Origin of the sequence: Vannielia litorea (assembly GCF_019801175.1) — a bacterium.
GTDB classification, from domain to species: Bacteria; Pseudomonadota; Alphaproteobacteria; order Rhodobacterales; family Rhodobacteraceae; genus Vannielia; species Vannielia litorea_B.
In genome coordinates, this window is the sequence record NZ_JAHVJR010000001.1 from 3,068,288 (window position 1) to 3,088,467 (window position 20,180).

Consider the following 20,180-nt stretch of genomic DNA (forward strand, 5'->3'; position numbering starts at 1 on the left):
TCAGTCCGCGGCGAAAGAGAGTTGCACCTTCACCGCGCCGGAGCGGTCCCCGGCTGTGTTGAAGGCCTCCACCGCCTGTTCCAGCGGGAAGGTGCCGGTGATGATGGGGGCCACGTCGATCCGCCCGCTGCCGATGAGGGCCACCGCCTCGGCAAACTCCCCGGCAAAGCGCTGGGTGCCGTGGTAGGCGATTTCCTTGCCGACCAGCATGTTGAGCGGGATCGGCACATCGCCCGAGACCCCGACCTGCACCAGCCGCCCGCGCGGGCGCAGGCAGGTGATGGCTGTCTTGATCGCGGGGGCGGCGGCAGAACACTCGAAAGCCACGTCGAAGCTGCCCTTGTTCTCGGCGTAGGGCTCCAGCGCCTCGGCATCGGTTGCCACGTTTATGGTGCGCGTCGCGCTCATCTTCGCGGCGACGCCGAGGGTGAAATCCTGAAGGTCGGTGACAACCACCTCCGCCGCGCCTGCCTCGGCAGCGGCGGCGGCACAGAGCGCACCGATGGGGCCAGCGCCGGTGACCAGCACCCGCTTGCCCGCAAGGTCGCCCGCCTGATTGCGGGCGTGAAGGCATACCGCCAGCGGCTCGGCGCAGGCGGCGGCGGCGAGGCTCACGCCATCGGCCACCTTCACGCATTGCGCCGCGTCCACCACCATCCGGTCGCGGAAGAGGCCCTGCTCGTGCGGCATCCGCATGGCGGACCCGTTGAACCGCATCGAGAGGCAATGGATCGGCAGATCCTGCTGGCAGAAGCTGCAAGTCCCGCAGGGGCGGCTGGGGTTGATCGCCACGCGGTCGCCCTCGGCCACGCCACTCACGCCCGCGCCCACCGCCACAACGGTGCCGGAAGCCTCGTGGCCAAGGATGATCGGCTCGCGCACCCGGATCGGGCCAAATCCGCCGTCCTGATAGTAATGCAGGTCCGAGCCGCAGATGCCGCCAGCTGCCAGCGCCAGCAGCACCTCGCCGGGGCCGGGCTCGGCCACCTCGGCGGTTTCGATCCGGATGTCGTTCTGGCCGTAGAGGCGGCAAACGCGGGCGTCCATGGGCGGGCTCCTAGGGGGTGAGGACCGAGGGCAGCCAGGTGGCGAGCGGCGGAATGTAGGTGACCGCCAGCAGCACGAGGATGTTGGTCAGAAGGAAGGGGAAGATCGCCACCACCACCGGCGCCAGCGGCAGCCGGGCGATGTTGGCGCAGACGAAGAGGCACACGCCCACGGGCGGCGTGGTGAGGCCGATCATCAGGTTCAGCACCGCGACGGTGGCAAAGTGGATCGGGTCGATGCCGACAGCGTTGGAGAGCGCCAGCAGCGGCACGAAGAGGATGATCAGCGCCGCGATGGTCTCGAGGAACATGCCGACAAAAAGGAGCAGCAGGTTGATCAGCAGCAGCACGAGGAACTTGTTGTCGGTGACCGAAAGCACCGCATCGGCAATCGCCTGCGGGATGCGCTCGGAAACGAGGATCCAGCCGAAGACGTTAGCGAAGCCGACGAGCGCGAGAATGCCGGCGGCGGCCACGGCGCTATCGACGACGATGCCGGGCACGCGCTTGAGCGGCAACTCGCGATAGATGAAGGCGCCGACGAGGAAGGCATAGACCGAGGCGACCACGGCAGTTTCGGTCGGCGTGGCGAGGCCGGAGAGCAGGCCGTAGATGATCAGGAAGGTCATCGCCAGCGCCCAGATCGCGCCGCCGAAGCTGCGGGCGACCTCACCGAAGCCCTGCCACGGCTGGTGCGGAAAGTTCTTGCGGCGCGAGATGATGTAGCAGGTCACCATCATCGCCAGCCCCATCAGGATGCCGGGGATCGCGCCTGCAAGGAACATCTTGCCCACCGAGATGCCCGAGAGCGCGCCGACGATGATCATCGGCACCGAAGGCGGGATGATCGGCCCGACGGTGGAGGAGGCAGCGGTGACGGCGGCGGAGAAGTCGGCCGGGTAGCCCGCCTTCTTCATGCCGGGGATCATCACGCCGCCGATGGAAGCGGCATCGGCCACGGCGGTGCCGGTGATGCCGCCGAAAAGCATGGAGGCGGCGATGTTGGTCAGGCCCAGCCCGCCCCTGATCCAGCCCACCAGCGCATTGGCGAACCGGATGATCCGCTCGGTGATGCCGCCGCGATTCATCAGGTTGCCGGCGAGGATGAAGCCGGGGATCGAGAGCAGCACGAACACGTCCATGCCGGCATACATCTTCTGCGGCATGACCACGGGCGGGATGCCGGCGTAGGTCAGGTAGGCGAGCGACGACAGGCCGAGGGTGACGGCAACGGGAATGCCCAGCGCGAGGCCGAGCACGAAAACGGTGAGGAGGATGGTCACGTCCATGAGGTCACTCCTCCTCTTCGGCGGGTTTGACGGGGGTGCCGTCTTCGGTGCCAGAGAGCATGGTGATGCAGCGGAGCACGGCGAAGAGGGAGAGGCCTGCGAGCAGGATGAAGACAGTGAGATGCGCCCAGGTCATCCGCATGCCGAGCGCCGGGGCGGTCTGCATCTTGCCGATGGTGACGTATTTCCACGCATGGGGCAGCAGGTAGAGCGCGAGGCCGGCGGTGGCGGCGGCGGCCAGCAGGCGCAGGATCCACGGCAGCTTGCCGGGCAGCGACTCGCTGATCACGTCGACGTTCACCAGATCGCCGGTGCGCAGGCTGAGGCCCGCTCCGAAGGCCACGAGATAGAGCAGGGCAAAGCGGGTGAGCTCCTCGGTCCACACGGGCGATTGCCCGGTGGTGCGCCCCACGACCTGCACCAGCACGGTGACGATCAGCACCGCAAAGGCCACACCCGCGCCGACACGGGCGATCAGGGTGAGGAGGCGAACGAGGGTTTCGACAGGGCGCATGGCAGCGGTCTCCGGCAGGAAAGAAGGCGGCCGGCGCGGGGGAGAGCCACGCCGGCCGTGTGCCCGAAGGCGGGGTTACTCGGCGAAGAGCCCCTCGACGATCGGGCGGATTTCGTCGCTGACGTTGGACAGCACGGCATCCTTGGCCTTGGCGGCAAAGGCGGCACCGTCGACCTCGACGAAGGTCATGCCGTTCTCTTCGAGATAGGCGCGGTCATCGGCGACGCTCTGCTCGAAGAGGCCACGCTCATACTCTTGCGCCACCGCGGCAGCGGCCAGAACGGCCTCCTGATCGGCCTCGGAGAGCTTGGCCCAGGTGCTTTCGGCGATGGTCAGGTAGATCCACGAGCGCACGTGCTCGGTGAGGTTCACGTGGCTCTGCACCTCGTTGAAACTCGCCGAACGGATCAGCGCCAGCGGGTTTTCCTGCGCCTCGATGGTGCCGTTCTGCAGCGAGGTGAACACCTCGGAGAAGGCCATCGGGCCGGGGGCGGCGCCAAGGGCGGACCACACGTCGATGAAGAGCGGCACGTTCGGCACGCGCATCTTCAGGCCGGCCAGATCATCGGGCGTGGTGATCGGGCGATTCGAGGTGAGGTTGCGCGGGCCACGGGCAAAGTAGCCGATCGGGCGGATCTGCGCATTGGCGATGATCTGGGCCTCGATCTGGTTGCCGATGTCACCCGAGGCGACCTCATCCATGTGCTCGATGGATTTGTAGGCATAAGGAACAGCCAGCAGCGCGGCCATCGGCGCCCAGTTCTGCAGGCTCTCACCGGTGATCGTCATGTCGACGGTGCCGAGCTGCATGCCGTTGATCAGGTCGATCTCTTTGCCGAGGCTCTCGTTCGGGAAGACCTCCACGGCGATCCGGCCCTCGGTGCGGGCGGCGACTTCTTCGGCGAACTTCACCGAAGCGAGGTGCCAGGGGTTATCCTCGTTGGCGAGGTGGCCGAGCTTCAGGGTCATCTCCTGAGCAAGGGCGGGCACGGCGGCAAACGCGGCCACAGCGGCGGCGAGAACCGGCTTTTTCCAATTGAACGTCATTCGTCTTTTCCTCCTTGGATAGGTGCATTGACCGGCTCGGGAATCCCCCCCTCCGGCACGTCGAAAAACTCTGGCTTGGCCGCATGGATCTGCGGCAGGTCGATCAGAACCTCGCGCAGGTGCGTGCGGACGGCGGCATTGGCCGCGCTGGTGTCACCCTGCTCGATGGCATCCACGATGGCGCGGTGCTGGCCCACCAGCTTGACCACCGGAAAATGGCCGAGCGACAGAAAGCGCACCCGGTCCATCTGCGATTTCAGCCCCTCGATTAGCCGCCACGCGCCGCGCTTGTCTGCGACGTCGGCCAGCGTGCGGTGAAACTGCTCATCCAGACCGATGAAGTCGGTCGGGGTGGAGGCGGCGACGGCCTCCTGCGCCTGCAGCTGCGCGCGCAGTTCGGTGATCAGGGCCGGGTCAGGGCGCTGGGCGAGGATCTTCGCGATATCGGCCTCAATGGCTTCGCGCAGGAACCGCGCATTCAGCACGTCGGAATAGTTGATGCGGGTCACGATGGTGCCGCGCTGGGGCAGCACCGCCAGCAACCCCTCGCCTGCGAGCCGGATGAAGGCCTCGCGCACGGGCTGGCGGCTGACGCTCCAGCTCTTGGCAATCTCGGTCTCGGAGATGCGGTCGCCGGGGGCGAGGCGATTGCGGATGATGGCGTCACGCAGATGCGCATAGATCTGCGGCGTGATCGGCGATGCCGGATCCAGCGCAGCGGATGTAATGCGGTTTTCCGTCATGATTCGCTCTCCTCCCGGCATGGCTCTACCATACTTCCATACTTCCATACTAGTCAGGATCGCGCGGGTCTGGTAGCTTGCCGCCAACAGACGACTCGGGAGGCTCCTTTCATGAAACAGACCTGGCGGTGGTTCGGCCCCCGTGACCTCGTATCCATTGACGACACGCTTCAGGCAGGGGTGCAGGGCATTGTCTCGGCGCTGCACCATGTGCCCACCGGGGCCGTGTGGACGCCCGACGAGATCGCACAGCGCCAGCGCGAAATCGGCACCATGAAGGATGGCGCGCCCTCTGGACTCGGCTGGGATGTGGTCGAGAGCCTGCCGGTTTCGGAAGATATCAAGAAGCAGCAGGGCGACTGGCGCACGCACATCGCCAATTACATCACCAGCCTCGAGCACCTCGCCGAGGCGGGCATCGAGGTGATCTGCTACAACTTCATGCCGGTGCTCGACTGGACCCGCACCGACCTTGCTTGGCGGCTGCCCAACGGCGCCACCTGCATGCGCTTCGACCTCACCGACTTCGCCGCCTTCGACTTGCACATCCTCGCCCGCCCCGGCGCGGCGGAGGATTATGACGAAGCCCTGCGTGACGCAGCCGCCAAGCGGTTCGCCGAAATGTCTGAGGACCGCAAGGCGCAGCTCGCCAAGAACGTCGTCTTCGGCCTGCCCGGCGCGGCGGAGCACTTCTCGCTCGAAGACGTGCGCGACCACCTCGCCCAATATGCCGCGATGACCGAGGACACCCTGCGCAAGCACCTGCTCGACTTCCTCGCAGAGGTCGCGCCCACCGCCGAGCGGCTTGGACTGCGGATGTGCTGCCACCCCGACGACCCGCCCGTGCCGCTGCTGGGCCTGCCCCGGATCATGTCGACCGAAGATCACTACCGGAAGCTGGTGGAGGGCGTCGACAGCCCCGCCAACGGCATCACCCTCTGCTCCGGTTCGCTCGGTGCGCGGCCCGACAACGACCTGCCGGGCATGATGGAGCGGCTGGGCGACCGGGTGCATTTTCTGCACCTGCGCAACGTGAAGCGGGAGACGGCGGACATCCGTGGCGACTTCCACGAGGCCGAGCACCTCGGCGGCGACACAGACATGGTGGCGCTGGTCGAGGCCGCGCTGAAGGAAGAGGCCAAGCGCAAGGCCGCCGGACGCGCCGACTGGTCCATCCCCTTCCGCCCCGATCACGGGCAGGACATTCTCGATGACCTCGGACGCAGCGCCCAGCCGGGCTACCCCTCGATCGGGCGGCTGAAGGGGCTGGCCGAGCTGCGCGGCATCATCGCCGCGCTCGAGCCACGGACCGCCGCATGAGGCTGACATCGCTGGACGGGCTGCCGAGCAGCGTCGCGCGGCCCGGCTACACCCCCGCCGATCATGGCGTGGGGATCGTACACCTTGGCCTCGGGGCCTTTCACAAGGCGCATCAGGCCGCCGCCACCGATGCCGCGCTGGCAGCGGAGGGCGGCGACTGGCGCATCTGCGGTGTCAGCCTGCGCAGCCCAGACCCCGCCGCCCAGCTCGGCCCCCAGAACGGGCTCTTCACCCTGATCGAACGCAGCGCCGAGGGCAGCAAAGCACGGGTGATCGGCTCTCTTGCGCAGGCCTTCTGCCTCGGACCGGACCGCGCCGAGGTGCTGGCGGCCCTGACCTCGCCCGCGACCCGGATCGTCAGCCTGACGGTTACCGAAAAGGGCTATGGCCTCAGCCGCGCCACCGGAGGCGTAGACGAAACACACCCCGCCATCGCCCATGACCTCGCCGCACCCGAGGCGCCGATCGGCGTTGCTGGCCTGCTGGTCTGGGCGCTTAAGGCCCGTCGCACGGCGGGCATCCCGCCCTTCACGGTGCTGTGCTGCGACAACCTTCCAGAGAACGGCCTGCTCCTGCGCAGTCTGCTGGTGGACTTCGCCCGCCGCACCGCGCCGGAGATGGCCAATTTCATCGCTACGGAAGTGGCGTTCCCCTCCACCATGGTCGACCGTATCACGCCCGCCGCCACGACCGAAACGCTGGCCGACGCCGAGGCGCTGACCGGCCACCACGACGAGGCGGCGGTGGAGACCGAGGCCTTTACCCAATGGGTAATTGAAGACAACTTCCCCACTGGCCGCCCGGCCTGGGAGGCGGCGGGCGCGATGTTCGTGGAGGATGTGCGCCCCTTTGAGGAGATGAAGCTGCGAATGCTGAACGGGGCGCATTCGATGCTGGCCTACTCCGGCTTTCTGGCCGGGCATCGCCATGTGTCTGACGTGATGCAGGATGCCCCGCTGGCCGCGCTGGTGCGCCGACACCTCGCCGCAGCCGCCGCCACGATGCCTGCCCTGCCTGGCGTCGATTTTGCCGCCTATGCCGAAGCCCTCTGCGCCCGTTTCGCCAACCCGCACCTGAAGCACCAGACCTACCAGATCGCGATGGACGCCACCGAAAAGCTGCCGCAGCGCATCCTTGCGCCCTGCGTTGCAGCCCTCTCCGCTGGCCAGCCGCTGGCCCCCTTCGCCTTCGCCCTCGCGGCATGGATGCGCTACGCCCTCGGCCAGACCGAGGCGGGCGAAGCCTATGCGTTGCGAGACCCGCGCGAAGACGAATTGCGGGCAGCGGTGAGCGGCGTTGAAGGATCGGAGGACATCGTCGCAAGGCTGATGGCGCTGCCCGGCCTCTTCCCTGCCCCGCTGGCAGAGAGCACCGCGCTGCGGCAGGCCATCGCCAAGAAGCTGGAAACCATGCGGGCGCAGGGCATGGCCGCTGCGATCCGCACCGAAGCCTCCGCCTGAGCGTCAGGCGGCGTTCTTCGCCGCGACGTTTTGCTCAAAAATATGCGCCAGCGCCGGGTCGATCCCGATGGAGAGTTCCGCACCCGGCTCCGGCGCATCGCTGCCCTGATGGACCATCAGCAGCACCTCGCCGCCCGCCAGTTCGACATGCAGCAGCGTGTCGGCCCCGGTGTATTCCGATGTGACCAGCCGCCCGCCAAGGATCGCCTGATCGGCGGGCACCAGTTGCAGGTGCTCGGGGCGCAGGCCCACCATCGCCCCTTCCGGCACCGGGCGGCCCAACGCGCTGAGCCTCTCCGCCACGGCGCGCCCGTCGACAAGGTTCATCTTGGGGCTGCCGATGAACTGCGCCACGAAGGTATTGGCCGGGCTCTCGTAGAGCTCGCGCGGGGTGCCGACCTGCTCGACACGGCCATCGCGCAGCACCACGATCCTGTCGGCCAGCGTCATCGCTTCGATCTGGTCGTGGGTCACGTAAACCATCGTGTTGCCCAGCCGCCGGTGCAGCGCCGCGATCTCGGCGCGCATATGCACCCGCAGCTCGGCATCTAGGTTCGATAACGGCTCATCGAAGAGGAATACCTCGGGCGAGGCCACGATAGCGCGCCCGATGGCGACCCGCTGGCGCTGGCCGCCGGAGAGTTCGCGGGGGTAACGGTCCAGCAGGGCGTCGAGCTTGAGCACGGCGGCCGCCTCATCGACCTGCCGGGCAATGTCGGCGGCGGGCACTTTGCGCACCTTCAGGCCGAAGCCCATGTTCTGCCGCACGGTGAGGTGCGGGTAGAGCGCGTAGGACTGGAACACCATCGCCACGCCGCGCTTGGCGGCCTGCACGTCGTTCATCCGTTGCCCGCCGATCATGAGGTCGCCGCCCGACACATCCTCAAGCCCGGCGATCATCCGCAGCAGGGTGGACTTGCCGCAGCCCGAGGGGCCGACAAAGACGACGAACTCGCCCTCCTCCACGTCGAGGCTGACGCCGCGGATCACGTCGGTCTTGCCGAAGGACTTGGTGAGGTTTCTGAGGGTGAGACTGCTCATGGTTCAGGCCTTTCGGGTGGCGACGGGCATCAGCCCTTCACGCCGGACATTGCAAAGCTTTCGATGATCTGCCGCTGGGCAATCAGGTAGACGATCAGGATCGGCACCACCGCCAGCGAGGTCGCCGCGAGTTGCAGGTGCCAGAGCGGCGCGCCGTAGGGATCGGTGAAGTTGGAGAGCGCCAGCGGCAGGGTGAAATTGGAGAGGCTGGAGACAAAGACCAGCGGCTCGAGGAAGAGGTTCCACGAGAAGAGGAAGGTGATGATGGCCACCGCCGCCAGCGCGGGGCGCGACATCGGCAGGGCGATCTTCCACCAGATGCCCAGCCGCGAGAGGCCATCCATCTTGCCCGCCTCCTCCAGCTCTTTGGGGAGCGAGACGAAGTATTGCCGCATCAGGAATGTGGCCATCACCCCATGCGGGCCGAAGACCGGCAGCAGGATGAGCGGTACATGGGTGTCCATCACGCCCAGCCACTTCATCAGGAAGAAGTTGGGCAGGATCGTCACCTCTTCTGGCACCATCAGGGCCGAGACGAGAAAGAGCATCAGCAGCCCGGCCCCGGCAAAGCGCATCCGGGCCAGCGCGTAGCCCGCGAGCGACGACAGGATCAGGGTGATGCCAGTGACCGCGCAGGCGATGTAGATCGAGTTGAAATACTGCCGCGCGAAGGGCTGGTAGGTGAAGACCTCGATGTAATTGCCCCAGCGCCATGTGTCGGGGATCAGGCTGAGTTGCCCGAAGATCTCGGTGGCCGATTTGAACCCCGAGGAAATCATCCATAGGAACGGGAAGACGAAGGGCACCGCCACCACCGAGAGCGAGAGCGCCCAGAAAATCCGGGTGACGGTGCGGGTCTGGCTGCGGGTGAGGGCCATCAGGAGGAGCCTTTCTGCCGCAGCAGCAGCTGCACAACGGTGAGCGCCAGCACGATGACGAACATGATGATCGCCAGTGCCGCGGCATAGCCGATGTTGAAGAACTCGAAGGCCTGCTCGTAGATGTAATAGGCCAGCACCAGCGTGCCGTTCTCGGGGCCGCCGCCTGTCATCAGGTAGATGTGATCGAACACCTTGAACGAGCCAATGGTGGTGATGACCATGATGATCAGCGTGGTCGGCGCCAGCAGCGGCCATGTGACCATGCGGAAGATCTGCCAGCCGTTCGCGCCCTCGAGCCTTGCTGCCTCTTCATAGTCGCGCGGCACGGCCTGGAGGGCGGCGATGTAGAGGATCATGTTCAGCCCGACCATCTTGATGACGCGGGTGACGATCACGGCAAACATCGCCCAGTTGGGCTCGCGCAGCCAGTTGGGGCCATCGATGCCAATGCCTGCCAGCATCTGGTTGACCGCCCCGGCCTCGCCTTGGAGCAGGAACTTCCAGACGATGGCCCAGGCCACGGCAGAGGTGATGACGGGCGCAAAGAAGACGGTGCGGAAGAACACCACGCCCTTGCCCGGACGGCAGAGCGCGACGGCGAGGCCGAGGGCCAGCGCCATGTTCAGCGGCACGAGACCGGCGGCAAAGACCACCGAGTTGCGGATCACATGCCAGAAATCGGGGTTGTCGCGCAGGGCATCGGTGTAATTTGCGAGGCCGACATAGGTGCTCTTCTGGCTCAGCAGATTCCACTCGGTGAGCGAGTAGAACACCACGGCGATGAGCGGGCCGAGGAAGAAGATCAGAAAGCCGATGAGGGTGGGGCTGACAAAGAGCCAGCCCTCGATTGCCTCGCGCCTGCGAAGGGTGAGCCACGGCGCGCGGGGTTTGCGCGCCGTGGTCTCGGTGGTGTCGGTCACGGCCATCTAGCGGGCGCTCACAGATCGCCCTGGATGGCGTCGCAGACGGCATCGAGAGAGGCCTGCACATCGGCATCGGCACGCCAGAGCGCATCGAACTTGGGCTTCAGCGCCGCACCGATCTGGGGCGAGTTCTGGTGGCTGGGCAGCACGTTGCCTTCGTTGATCGCCGCCGAGACGCCCGCCATCTGCTCCGCCGGGATCAGGCTGTTGGCCTCGGTGAAGGTGGCACTCTCCAGCACCGATTTGCGGGCAGGCGGGAAGAACTGCGCCATGACGCCCACGTTCTCGGCGCTGGTCATATGGGCGATGAACTCCTTCGCCAGCTCGGGCTGGTCACTTTCCGAGAACACCACAAGACCTGCTTGGCCGATGATCGGGGAGGCGCCCGCCGGGCCGGTGGGCAGGGGCGCGATGCCCCAGTTGAAGCCCGCTTCGGCCATGCGCGAGGCGCGGCTGATCTGGTTGATCGTCATCGCCGAGCCGCCCGAGAAATAATCGCCCTGTTCGCCCGGTGGCACGATGGAGCCATCCTCGAAGATCATCTCGTGCAGCTGGGTGATCGCGGCGACGGCCTCGGGCTTGTTGAAGCCGCATTCGCCGTCTTGCCAGGCGTATCCGCCATAGGCGCGAATCGGCGGCATGATCGCGTGCATGATCCGGGTATCGTAGCCCTGACCGTCCTTGAACTCGAAGCCATAGGCATCGCCCGAGTCCTTCAGGGCCTTGGCCACTTCGCGGAACTTGTCCATGTCCCACTCGCCCTTTGCGGCGAGCGCCAGCGGGTCTTCGAGCCCGGCGGCATCGAACATGTCCTTGTTGTAGTAGATCATGAATGGCGAGGTGGAGAAGGGCACGCCGTAGATCGCGTCGCCGTCCTTCCACAGGCCCATCGCCGGCTCGGAGAAGTCGGCGAGGTCGTAGCCCTCGGCGCCTTCCAGCGCGGGGGTCAACTCTTGCACCGCACCGGCGGCGACGAAGGCTGGCATGCTGTCTTCGAACATCCAGCCAAGGTCGGGCGGGTTGCCGCCTGCGAGCTGGAAGGTGAGCTTTTGAATGTAGTCGCCCGCCGGGATCGTCTCGAAGTTGACGGTCACATCCGGGTGGCTCTCCTTGAAGCTCTCGGCAATGCCGTTGAGCATGGCGAGGTGGGCGTCATTGCCCGTCCAGACCGTGAAGCGCAGCTCCTGCGCCGCAAGCGGGGTGGCCAGTATCAGCGCGAGCGCCGTGGCCGGCAGGCTCTTTGTAAGTGTCATGTTTTCCTCCCTTGAGATGTTTATCTTCAGGTCTTCTCGGGCAGCGCGTGCATCGCGTCGCCGATCCTCCATCCGCCATCGACGGGTATGTCTGCCCCGGTGATGTAGCTGCCCCCCTCGGAGCAGAGCATGAGCACCGGGGCGGTGATGTCTTCGGGCGTGCCGGGGCGTCCGGCGGGAATCTTGGCGGTGACGGCAGCTACGAAGGCCGGGTCGTCGTATCGCTCGGCCATACGCTCGGTGCGGATCGCGCCGGGCGATACCGCGTTGAGCGTGACCCCCCGCGCCGCGACCTCGCGGGCGATGGCCCGGATGGTGGTGAGCTGGGCCGACTTCATGGCCGCATAGGCCAGGGTTTCGGCGCGGGGCCGGGCCTGCATGATCGAGCCGAGGCAGATGACACGGCCCCAGCCCCTCGCCGCCATGTCGGGCACGAGGCCCTGCAACAGCGTGATGAGCGACAGGAAGTTGGCCTGCACATGGGCCTGAATGTGATCGGCAGGCAGGCTCTCCCACGGGCCGCGCCGCTCGATGGCGGCATTGGCGATGAGGATATCGACCTGCTGGCCGTTCAACTGGGCGAGCAGATTGCCCGCTGCATCCGGCGCGGTGAAATCTCCGTCCACAACCCGCGCATCACAGCCTACCGCGCGGATCTCCTGAGCCGCCGCCTCAGCCTCCTCCGGCTGGCCGTGGTGATGCAGGATCACGTCCGCCCCCTGCCCCGCCAGCGCCAGCGCAATTGCCCGACCAATGCCGGAGCTTGCACCGGTGACCAGCGCGGTGCGGCCGGTGAGCGGGCGCTCTGTCACGCGCTCGGGCCTTCGCTGCCGGGTTCGCCCGCCACTTCGAGCGAGGCGAGATCGGCTGCCTCGTAATGCGCATCAATGCTCGCCCGCGCGGCTTCCACATCGCCCGAACGGATCGCCTCCAGCACCGCCTCGTGGCGGGCAATGGTCCGCTCCCAATCGGCCTTGCTGCGGTTGGACCGGCGCGAGAACAGCTCCGACACTTCGCGCTGGATCGAGCCGAGGCCCTCCATCTGCACCTTGATCATGCTGTTGCCGGTCGCGGCCGCCATGCCGAGGTGAAAGGCGATGTCGCACTCGGTGAACCCGCCGGGCTGAAGGATGGTCTCGCGCATCTGGCGGGTGGCCTCCTCCATCTGGGCAATACCCTCCGGTGCCCGCCGCTCGGCGGCGAGCTGGGCGATGCCGGTTTCGACCACGCGGCGCATCTCGTTGGCCTCGCGCAGCCGCTTGAGGCTGGAGCGGACGGCATAGCCATAGAACCGGTCGAGCGGCTCGCCGTTCAGCGCCTTGGCGCGGGCGACCTTGCCCTGCTGGGTGTGGATCAGCCCCACGCCCGCCAGTTGGCGCAGCGCCTCGCGGGCGATGGGTTTGGAGATGCCGAACTCCTTGGCGATCTCGCCCTCCGAGGGCAGCGCCTCGCCCGGCGCGATCCGGCCTTCCAGCAGTGCCCCGGCGATGGATTGCGAGACCGCATCCGCCAGCCGTCCGGTCGGCGGGGTGGCTTCAAACAGGGCGTCGGTCTTTCGCTTGTCGATCATCTCGGCCTCTCGCTGTTGGGGCTGACGTTAGGCGAGGCCTCTCAACTTAGCAACTAGGTTTTTTAGTTGTTATGTTTTTCAAATCTGCTACCCCTTGCCCGACACCGAATGTGACGGAGGAGCACAGCGCATGACGGGCGAGGGAGATCACAAGATCTCGGAAATAAAGGTTTTTCCGCTGGTTCAGCGGCTGCCGCAGCCCACGCGCACCTCTTGGGGTACCTACGACTCGGTCTCGATCCTGCTGGTCGAGGTGCGCACCGCATCGGGCCTGTCCGGCGTTGGCGAAGCGCTGGCGCGATTCGCCCCGCAGGGCTACGCCGAGCTGATCGAGAGCGCCCTCGCCCCCCGCCTGATCGGGCAGGACGCCACCGCCATCTCCGCCCGCTGGGCCGACATGCGCCGCGCCCTCTCGGGCCGCGCGGGCGGCATGCTGATCGAGGCGATTTCGGCGGTGGACATCGCGCTCTGGGATATTCTCGGCAAAGCCGCGAATATGCCCATCTGGCAGCTGCTGGGCGGTGTCGGGCGCAGCCATGTGCCGGTCTATGGCGCTTCGGTCCGTTGGGGTGATGACGCCCAAGCCGATGCGGATGTCGATGCCATGCTGTCCCGCGGCCTGACCGACATGAAGGTCAAGATCGGCGGGCCGGTGGACAAGGCCTGCGCCCGCATCGCGCGGGTCCGCGCCCGCGCTGGAGAGGCCATCACCCTCACCGCTGATTCCAACTGGGCCTACACGCTGGACGAGGCCGAGTTGGTCGCCCGCGCGCTCGAGGCCAACAATTACGCATGGTTCGAAGAGCCGCTGCGCCCCGAGGATGAGGCGGGCTATCGCAGCCTCCACCGCCGCAGCCGCGTGCCGCTTGCGGCGGGCGAGAGCAACTTCACCCTCGATCAGGCCATGCCGCTCATTCGCGACCGGGTGCTTTCGGTCCTCCAGCCGAATGTCACCCGGTCAGGGGGCATCACCGAGACCCGCCGCATGGCCGAACTCGCCGCGATGCATGATGTCGCCTACGCGCCCCATGTCGGGATGTCGGGCATCATCTGCGAGGTAGCGAGCCTGCACCTCGGCGCGGCCATGCCCAACACCCGCACGATGGAATGCGCCGCCAACCCCAATCTCTTCCGCGACGGGCTGGCCGACATCGCGCCCGGCCATGCACGCATCGAGAACGGCAGCGTTGCCGTGCCGACCGGGCCGGGGCTGGGCCTCACCCTCGACTGGGACGCGGTCAAGGAGCTTGCAGCATGAGTGGCACCATCATTACCGACGTCATCGCCCATCCGCTGACCCAGCAGATGCGGCGGCCCACCGTCACCTCTTGGGGCACCTATAACGAGGTGTCGATGGTGCTGGTCGAGGTCCGCACCGATGCGGGCGTGAGCGGCGTGGGCGAGACCCTCGCCCGCTTCGCCCCCAAGGCCTATGCCGAGGTGATAGAGACCCTGCTCAAGCCCCGGATCGTCGGCCAGCCCGTCGCCAACATCTCCGCCCATTGGCAGCAGATGCGCCGCGCCCTTTCGGGCCGCGCGGGCGGCATGCTGATCGAGGCGATCGCGGGTGTGGATATCGCGCTGTGGGACATCATGGGCAAGCTGGCGGGCCTGCCGCTGGCCACGCTGCTCGGGGGCGAGAACCGCAGCGAGATCGACGTCTATGCTGCAGCGGTGAACTGGGGCGACGACGAGCTAGCAGATGCCGAGCTGGAGCGGTTCATCGCCCGCGGCTTCCCCAGGATCAAGGTCAAGATGGCCCGCCCGGTGAAGGAGGCCTGCGCCCGGATCGAGAGGATGCGCAAGCGGGCGGGCGACGACATCGCGCTCTGCGTCGATGCCAATTGGGCCTACGGGCTCGACGAGGCGATCGAGGTAGGCCGCGCGCTCGCCGCAAACGGCTACTTCTGGTTCGAGGAGCCGCTGCGCCCCGAGGACGAGCAGGGCTACGAGCAGCTCCGCGCCCGCTGCGACGTGCCACTGGCCGCCGGGGAGAGCAATTACACCGTCGATCAGGCGATGCGCCTCGTGAGCAATCGCACCCTCTCAATCCTGCAACCCGATGTGGCCCGCGCCGGCGGCGTGACCGAGACCCGCCGCATGGCCCTGCTCGCCGCCGCGCATGACGTGGGCTACGCGCCGCACATCGGCATGTCGGGCATCGTCTGCGAGACGGCCAGCGTGCACCTCTCGGCGGCCATGCCGAACTTCCGGGTGATGGAATGCGAGGGCGACGAAAGCCCCTTCAAGGTGGATATCGCCGACCTGAAGCCCGGCTGCCTGCGCCAGCAAAACGGCACGCTCGACGTGCCGCGCGGCCCCGGCCTTGGCCTCGAGATCGACTGGGATGCGGTGGCGCACCTGCGCAGCAAGTGAAAGTGACGCCCCCTCCGGGGCAAGGAAGGACGCGATGCAATGACAGATCAGACCGAGGCGATACGGCAGGGGATGCTGCTGGCCGACCCGCAACTCAGCCGGTTCGACCCGATGCGCCGGATCATCTGCCACGACGATTTCAGCCGCGGGCACTGCGGCTGGTCGCAGCTGGTGGGCAATTACGAAGGCAGCCTCGATACCATGCTCCCCGGCTACGCTCAGCACACCAGCGCCATGCTCTCCACGCTGGCTCATTGGGATGCTGGCTCCCACGGCAGCTATGACAGCTCCTATGCCCTGAAAATCGCCACCCGCCCGCGCCCCGGCGCGCAGAATGTGGCGATCAAGCGGCTGACGATGCGCCACCGCGGCCCGATCCGCTTCGAGGCCTATGTCACCTACAAGCCCGAGGCCACCGAGCTGCGGCTGGGCGACAATGACGTGCGGTCCTGGGGCTTTCTGTTCGACCTTCAGGGCGGGGATCAGATGGCAAAACGCCGGGTCATGCCGCACCTGCGGTTCTTGAACGCCGATCAGGGCGAGACCCTGCGCAAGTGGCAGTACAAGCCGGGGCAAACCCAATTCACCGACATCGGCAGCGAGAAGAAGACCGCGAGCCACTATCACCTCTCGCCCGATGGTTGGCAGGACCTGCCGGGCGGCGACCAGCTGATGTGCTACAACGAGATCGCGACCAAGGTGAACTGGCACTACATGTGCTTCGACTTCGACCTGGATGCGATGCGCCCGCTGGCCTTCCGGGTGAACGACCGGGAGTTCGATGTCTCGGGCTTCGAGTCCATCGAGATCCCCGCCATGCCCAACCTCTGGAACATGCTCAACTTCGCCTTCTTTGTGGAGACCGACGCCGCCAAGCGGGCGTTCCTCTACATCGATTCCGTCTGCATTTCGGGAGATTTCTGATGCTGCCCGAGAACATCACCGCCATCCTCGCCCGCAACGAGCGCTGGGAGGGGGGCGCCGCGACAGAGCCGTTCGAGGCCGGGTGGGCCCGCGAGGCCGTGCTCTTCGTCCGCTCGCTGAAGGCCCCTGAGGGCGCGCAGCCCGCGCTGCGGGTCCAGATCTCGCCAGACGGGATGCACTGGCTGGACGAGGGCGCAACGGTCGAGGTGCCCGCCGAGGGTGAGGTGGCTGCGGTGCGGCTCACGCACTTCGGCAACTGGCTGCGGCTGGCGGGTGAGTTTGACGCCGGGAGCGCGGCAACCCTGCTTGTGACCCTCCACCTCAAGGTGTGAGCCTGCGCCCCGAGATCCGCCTGCTGGAGGGTACCCGCTGCGAGGTGGGGGAGGGCATCCTCTGGTGCCCGCGCCGCAATGTGCTGTTCTGGGTGGACATCAAGGGCCGCGCCCTGCTGCGCCTTGATCCGGAGGCAGAAGCCCTCACCCGCTGGCCGCTGCCCGATCAGCCCGGGTGCATCGCCCTGACTGCAACAGATACGCTCGTCGTGGCCATGCCCGACGGCCTGCACCTCTTCGACCCGGCCACCGGAACCCTCGCGCCCCACGCGCTTCTTCCGCCCGAGGCGGCTGCCAGTCACCGCGCCAATGACGGGGCCACCTCGCGCGGCGGGCGTTTTCATTTCGGCACCATGACCCTGAGCGACCGTTCGGTCGCCTCCGGCGCGCTCTATCACTGGAGCGGTGAGGCCGGGGCGGGCCAGCTTGCCCGCCACTTTGGCGGGCTGCACATCGTCAACGGGCTGGCCTTCAGCCCAGACGACCGCACCGCCTATGTGGCCGATAGCTACGAGAGCCTGCGGCGGATCTGGCGGTTCGATTACGAGCCGGAAACCGGCGCTTTCACCAACCGCAGCCTGTTCTACGACACCGCCGGGCGGGCGGGCAGGCCGGACGGCGCCTGCGTGGACGTGGATGGCTGCTACTGGATGGCGGGCGTGGGCGGCGGCGAGCTGCTGCGGATCACCCCGGCGGGGCGGGTGGACCTCTGTATCGACCTGCCGGTGACTTGGCCGACCAAACCGTGCTTCGGCGGGCCGGACCTGCGCACGCTCTACCTCACCAGCCTCGACCCCTCATCTTCAGGGGGCGGGCCGGATGGTGCGGTGCTGGCCATCGAGACAGGCCACCAAGGCCTGCCCGAACCGGTCTGCCTGCTGCACGGCTGAGGCGCGGCCTCAAGCGCTGGTCATCTCCCAGCCCCGGATCAGCACAGCCGCCCGCTCGGGCCGGGCGGATTGCAACGTCCCCACGATCAACCGCCGCCCGAGCCATTCCCACGGCCCTTCGGGCGCGCGCACCTCGATCCGCGAAAGCGCGTAGCGCGGGCCGGGCAGGCTCTCATCGATGATGACCCGGTTGCGGATGGTCAGCAGCGTGCCATCGGCCACCTCCATCTCGTAGAGCGCGTCCAGCTCCTTGGAGCCATCGGCCCGCACCAGCTGCCGGTCGGCCCCGCCAGCCAGCACCGTTCCATAAAACCCTTCCAACCCCGGCCCGCCACGAAACTCGCCGCCGGTGATCGGCACGATCCGGCGCTCGCCCGTGGGCCCCTGCCCGAGGCTGCGCATCTCCTCCACATCCACCAGCGCCTCCCACAACAGGCGGTGGCCAAGGCGGGGCGGCGCGATGGTATCAAACTGGCTCACGGGGCTGTCTCCTCTGCCTGCGGTGCCGCGCATTGTGCCAGCGCCTCGAAGAAGCGCCGCACCGCGCGGCCCGTGCGGTCTGGCCGCCAGTGATAGCCAATCGGCGGCAGATGCAAGCCCAGCCCGGCGTCGAGTTCCTTCAACAGCCCGATCGAGAGCCACGGCATCACCACGCTGCGCGGCACGAGCGAGAGCAGTTCGCCGGTCTTCAGCATCGACCAGCTCAGCACCGGGATCCGCGAGGTCACATGCACCAGTTTCAACTCGTCCCAACCGTGGCGCTCGCGCAGCATATCGAACTGGTCGCGGGCCAGCGAAACGGCGGTGTGCTGCACCCATGTTGCGCGGGAGAGCGCCTCTATGCTCACCTTCCCGGCCTGCTGCGCCAGCGGGTGCGAGGTGCCTGCGGCCACGATCAGCTCGTCCGGCACCAGCGCCTCGAACGCCCAGCCATCTGGCAGCACTTCACGCTCGCGGCAGCAAACCACATCGAACTCGTCACCCGAAAAGGCATTGTCGAGCGCCTGCCCGATTACCGTCTGGACCTGCGTGAAAATGTTGGGATGCGCGGCCCCAAACGTTGGCAGGGCAGCATCGAGCAGGGCACCGGTCGCGGCGGCGGAGGAGCCAACCCGCACCATCCCGCCCTCGCGCCGGTGATGCGAGGCAATCCGTTCCGCCCCCTCCTCCGTCGCCGCCACGATCCGGCTTGCAATCGGCAGCAGATCGAGCGCCGCCGGGGTCGGGTCCACCCCTTTGGAGTGGCGCAGGAAGAGCCGGGTATCGAGCAGCTTTTCCAACTCGGCAACAAGCTGGCTCATCGCGGGCTGGGTGATGCCCAGCGCCTGCGCCGCACGGCCCATGCCGCGCAGCTCGCAGAGGGTCATCAGCGCCCGCATATGGCGGATCTTGGCGCGGGTCGTAAGGCGGTTCAGCAGGACGGCGGCGGTCAGGGACATGGCATAAGTATCACTTATGAGTTGCCCTCAAAAGGAATTACAAACCTATGACTAAAGTCAATAGCGTGGCCAGCGAGGAGATATTTGGGAGGATTCTCTATGCACCGCGAAACTCACAGCCGCATTGCACGCCGGCCCCTGATGGCCGCGCTTGGCGCAACCGCTCTGGCGCTCGGCTTCGGGCTGGCCCCGGCCACCGCAGAGGCGCAAGACTGGCCCTCGGGCGCCGTGCAACTGCTGGTGCCCGCCAAGGCGGGCGGCGGCACCGACGCGGGCGCGCGGATCATCTCGGCGCAGCTTCAGGAGCAGATCGGCGAGGGTGTCGTCGTGGTCAACAGCCCCGGTGGCGGCGGCGCCGTGGCCGCCGAGCAGGTGCGCACCGCCGATCCTGACGGGCAGACCCTGCTCTACTACCACACCGGCTTCCTTTCGACCTATCACACCGGCGGCTACGACCATTCGCCGGTGGAAGAGTTCACCACCATCGCCACCTTCCCGGTCGGCGGCAGCTTTGCCCTCGCGGTGGATGCCGACAGCCCCTACCAGAGCGTCGACGAGCTGATCGCCGCCACCAAGGAAACCCCCGACAAGGTGACGCTGGGGGTGCAGTTTCGCTCCGGCTCGCACTTCATGGCCGGGCTGCTGACCAAGGCCAGTGACGCGCAGTTCCGTATGGTCGAAGCCGGGTCGGACGCCGACAAGCTGGTGCAGCTTCAGGGCGGCCAGATCGACGCTGCTTTCGTGAACACACCGGGCACCCTGCAATATGTCGAGAACGGCGATCTGCGCATCCTCGCCACCATCGCAGGCAACCCCGAGCGCGATCCGGGCGCACCGGATTTCCCCTCGCTGCATGAGCTGGGCTACGAAGAGGCCGTCTACGGGCTCGATTTCATCGTGCTCGGCCCGGCGGGAATGGATGCCGGGCTGGTCGAGCAGGTCAACGGGGCCTTCGCCGCCGTGCTCGGCAATGCCGATGTGACCGACAAGCTCGCCCAGATGCGGATGCCGATCAGCCCGATGGGCGTGGCCGAGAGCCAGGCGCGCATCGCCTCGTCCAGTGAGGCGGTGAAGGCCACCGCCGAGATGCTCGGCCTCACCAACTGAACCACCACCGCGCCGGGCAGCCCCC

The 20,180-nt window shown here is 67.1% G+C and carries 21 protein-coding genes; 8 read left to right on the plus strand and 13 right to left on the minus strand.

Features of this window, described 5'->3' with window-relative positions; genetic code table 11:
* The 5 genes from KUV38_RS15025 to KUV38_RS15045 all read right to left on the minus strand — a co-directional run bounded on the left by KUV38_RS15025 (position 1) and on the right by KUV38_RS15045 (position 4,639).
* Positions 1–1,047, minus strand: a complete 1,047-nt coding sequence (locus KUV38_RS15025; RefSeq protein WP_222470821.1) for an L-idonate 5-dehydrogenase — start codon at positions 1,045–1,047, stop codon at positions 1–3.
* Between the two features lie 10 nt (positions 1,048–1,057).
* Complete coding sequence (locus KUV38_RS15030; protein ID WP_222470822.1) at positions 1,058–2,335, minus strand: TRAP transporter large permease; 1,278 nt, start codon at positions 2,333–2,335, stop codon at positions 1,058–1,060.
* A gap of 4 nt (positions 2,336–2,339) precedes the next feature.
* A complete protein-coding gene (locus tag KUV38_RS15035) occupies positions 2,340–2,849 on the minus strand; it encodes a TRAP transporter small permease (protein ID WP_222470823.1) in 510 nt (169 codons plus the stop codon).
* Between the two features lie 75 nt (positions 2,850–2,924).
* Positions 2,925–3,896, minus strand: coding sequence for a TRAP transporter substrate-binding protein (locus tag KUV38_RS15040; protein WP_222470824.1), 972 nt, complete (start codon positions 3,894–3,896; stop codon positions 2,925–2,927).
* Positions 3,893–4,639 carry a GntR family transcriptional regulator gene (locus tag KUV38_RS15045; protein ID WP_222470825.1) on the minus strand — a complete coding sequence of 249 codons (747 nt, stop codon included), beginning with the start codon at positions 4,637–4,639 and terminating at the stop codon, positions 3,893–3,895. The genes KUV38_RS15040 and KUV38_RS15045 overlap by 4 nt, the downstream gene beginning before the upstream one ends.
* A gap of 111 nt (positions 4,640–4,750) precedes the next feature.
* Here KUV38_RS15045 and uxuA point away from each other — a divergent pair, with 111 nt between their 5' ends.
* Together uxuA and KUV38_RS15055 are read left to right on the plus strand one after the other, a co-directional pair.
* Positions 4,751–5,959 carry a mannonate dehydratase gene (gene uxuA, locus KUV38_RS15050; RefSeq protein ID WP_222470826.1) on the plus strand — a complete coding sequence of 403 codons (1,209 nt, stop codon included), beginning with the start codon at positions 4,751–4,753 and terminating at the stop codon, positions 5,957–5,959.
* Positions 5,956–7,419 carry a mannitol dehydrogenase family protein gene (locus KUV38_RS15055; protein ID WP_222470827.1) on the plus strand — a complete coding sequence of 488 codons (1,464 nt, stop codon included), beginning with the start codon at positions 5,956–5,958 and terminating at the stop codon, positions 7,417–7,419. Before uxuA ends, KUV38_RS15055 begins: the two co-directional genes overlap by 4 nt.
* Positions 7,420–7,422: 3 nt before the next feature.
* On the opposite strand, the gene KUV38_RS15060 is transcribed toward KUV38_RS15055, so the two are convergent.
* The 6 genes from KUV38_RS15060 to KUV38_RS15085 are packed head-to-tail and all read right to left on the minus strand — an operon-like array spanning position 7,423 to position 13,087.
* Entirely contained in the window at positions 7,423–8,460 is a 1,038-nt protein-coding gene (locus tag KUV38_RS15060) for an ABC transporter ATP-binding protein (RefSeq protein WP_222470828.1), read from the minus strand.
* Positions 8,461–8,489: 29 nt separating this feature from the next.
* Positions 8,490–9,338: a carbohydrate ABC transporter permease gene (locus KUV38_RS15065; protein WP_222470829.1), complete on the minus strand. Its 849-nt coding sequence runs from the start codon at positions 9,336–9,338 to the stop codon at positions 8,490–8,492.
* The gene (locus KUV38_RS15070) at positions 9,338–10,261 is read right to left on the minus strand and encodes a carbohydrate ABC transporter permease (RefSeq protein WP_222470830.1); all 924 of its coding nucleotides are present in this window, start codon (positions 10,259–10,261) and stop codon (positions 9,338–9,340) included. The genes KUV38_RS15065 and KUV38_RS15070 overlap by 1 nt, the downstream gene beginning before the upstream one ends.
* A gap of 17 nt (positions 10,262–10,278) precedes the next feature.
* Positions 10,279–11,517 (minus strand): ABC transporter substrate-binding protein, encoded by a 1,239-nt coding sequence (locus KUV38_RS15075; protein WP_222470831.1) that lies wholly within the window; start codon positions 11,515–11,517, stop codon positions 10,279–10,281.
* 26 nt (positions 11,518–11,543) lie between these two features.
* Positions 11,544–12,329, minus strand: a complete 786-nt coding sequence (locus KUV38_RS15080) for an SDR family NAD(P)-dependent oxidoreductase (protein WP_222470832.1) — start codon at positions 12,327–12,329, stop codon at positions 11,544–11,546.
* Positions 12,326–13,087: a FadR/GntR family transcriptional regulator gene (locus tag KUV38_RS15085; protein ID WP_222470833.1), complete on the minus strand. Its 762-nt coding sequence runs from the start codon at positions 13,085–13,087 to the stop codon at positions 12,326–12,328. The genes KUV38_RS15080 and KUV38_RS15085 overlap by 4 nt, the downstream gene beginning before the upstream one ends.
* A gap of 130 nt (positions 13,088–13,217) precedes the next feature.
* Between KUV38_RS15085 and KUV38_RS15090 the strand changes: the two genes are divergently transcribed.
* From KUV38_RS15090 to KUV38_RS15110, 5 genes are read left to right on the plus strand one after another with little or no spacing between them, the layout of a single operon-like run.
* Positions 13,218–14,345: a mandelate racemase/muconate lactonizing enzyme family protein gene (locus KUV38_RS15090; protein ID WP_222470834.1), complete on the plus strand. Its 1,128-nt coding sequence runs from the start codon at positions 13,218–13,220 to the stop codon at positions 14,343–14,345.
* Complete coding sequence (locus KUV38_RS15095; RefSeq protein ID WP_222470835.1) at positions 14,342–15,463, plus strand: mandelate racemase/muconate lactonizing enzyme family protein; 1,122 nt, start codon at positions 14,342–14,344, stop codon at positions 15,461–15,463. The genes KUV38_RS15090 and KUV38_RS15095 overlap by 4 nt, the downstream gene beginning before the upstream one ends.
* A 39-nt stretch (positions 15,464–15,502) precedes the next feature.
* Complete coding sequence (locus KUV38_RS15100; protein ID WP_222470836.1) at positions 15,503–16,387, plus strand: DUF6772 family protein; 885 nt, start codon at positions 15,503–15,505, stop codon at positions 16,385–16,387.
* On the plus strand, positions 16,387–16,719 hold the full coding sequence (locus KUV38_RS15105; protein WP_222470837.1) for a DUF6385 domain-containing protein: 333 nt from the start codon (positions 16,387–16,389) through the stop codon (positions 16,717–16,719). Before KUV38_RS15100 ends, KUV38_RS15105 begins: the two co-directional genes overlap by 1 nt.
* Positions 16,716–17,609, plus strand: a complete 894-nt coding sequence (locus KUV38_RS15110; protein WP_222470838.1) for an SMP-30/gluconolactonase/LRE family protein — start codon at positions 16,716–16,718, stop codon at positions 17,607–17,609. Before KUV38_RS15105 ends, KUV38_RS15110 begins: the two co-directional genes overlap by 4 nt.
* A gap of 9 nt (positions 17,610–17,618) precedes the next feature.
* Here KUV38_RS15110 and KUV38_RS15115 read toward each other — a convergent pair whose 3' ends face one another.
* Both KUV38_RS15115 and KUV38_RS15120 read right to left on the minus strand, forming a co-directional pair.
* The gene (locus KUV38_RS15115; protein ID WP_222470839.1) at positions 17,619–18,089 is read right to left on the minus strand and encodes a DUF3237 domain-containing protein; all 471 of its coding nucleotides are present in this window, start codon (positions 18,087–18,089) and stop codon (positions 17,619–17,621) included.
* On the minus strand, positions 18,086–19,048 hold the full coding sequence (locus KUV38_RS15120) for a LysR family transcriptional regulator (protein ID WP_222470840.1): 963 nt from the start codon (positions 19,046–19,048) through the stop codon (positions 18,086–18,088). Before KUV38_RS15120 ends, KUV38_RS15115 begins: the two co-directional genes overlap by 4 nt.
* Before the next feature lie 141 nt (positions 19,049–19,189).
* Between KUV38_RS15120 and KUV38_RS15125 the strand changes: the two genes are divergently transcribed.
* Positions 19,190–20,155 (plus strand): Bug family tripartite tricarboxylate transporter substrate binding protein, encoded by a 966-nt coding sequence (locus KUV38_RS15125; protein WP_222470841.1) that lies wholly within the window; start codon positions 19,190–19,192, stop codon positions 20,153–20,155.
* Positions 20,156–20,180 lie beyond the last annotated feature (25 nt).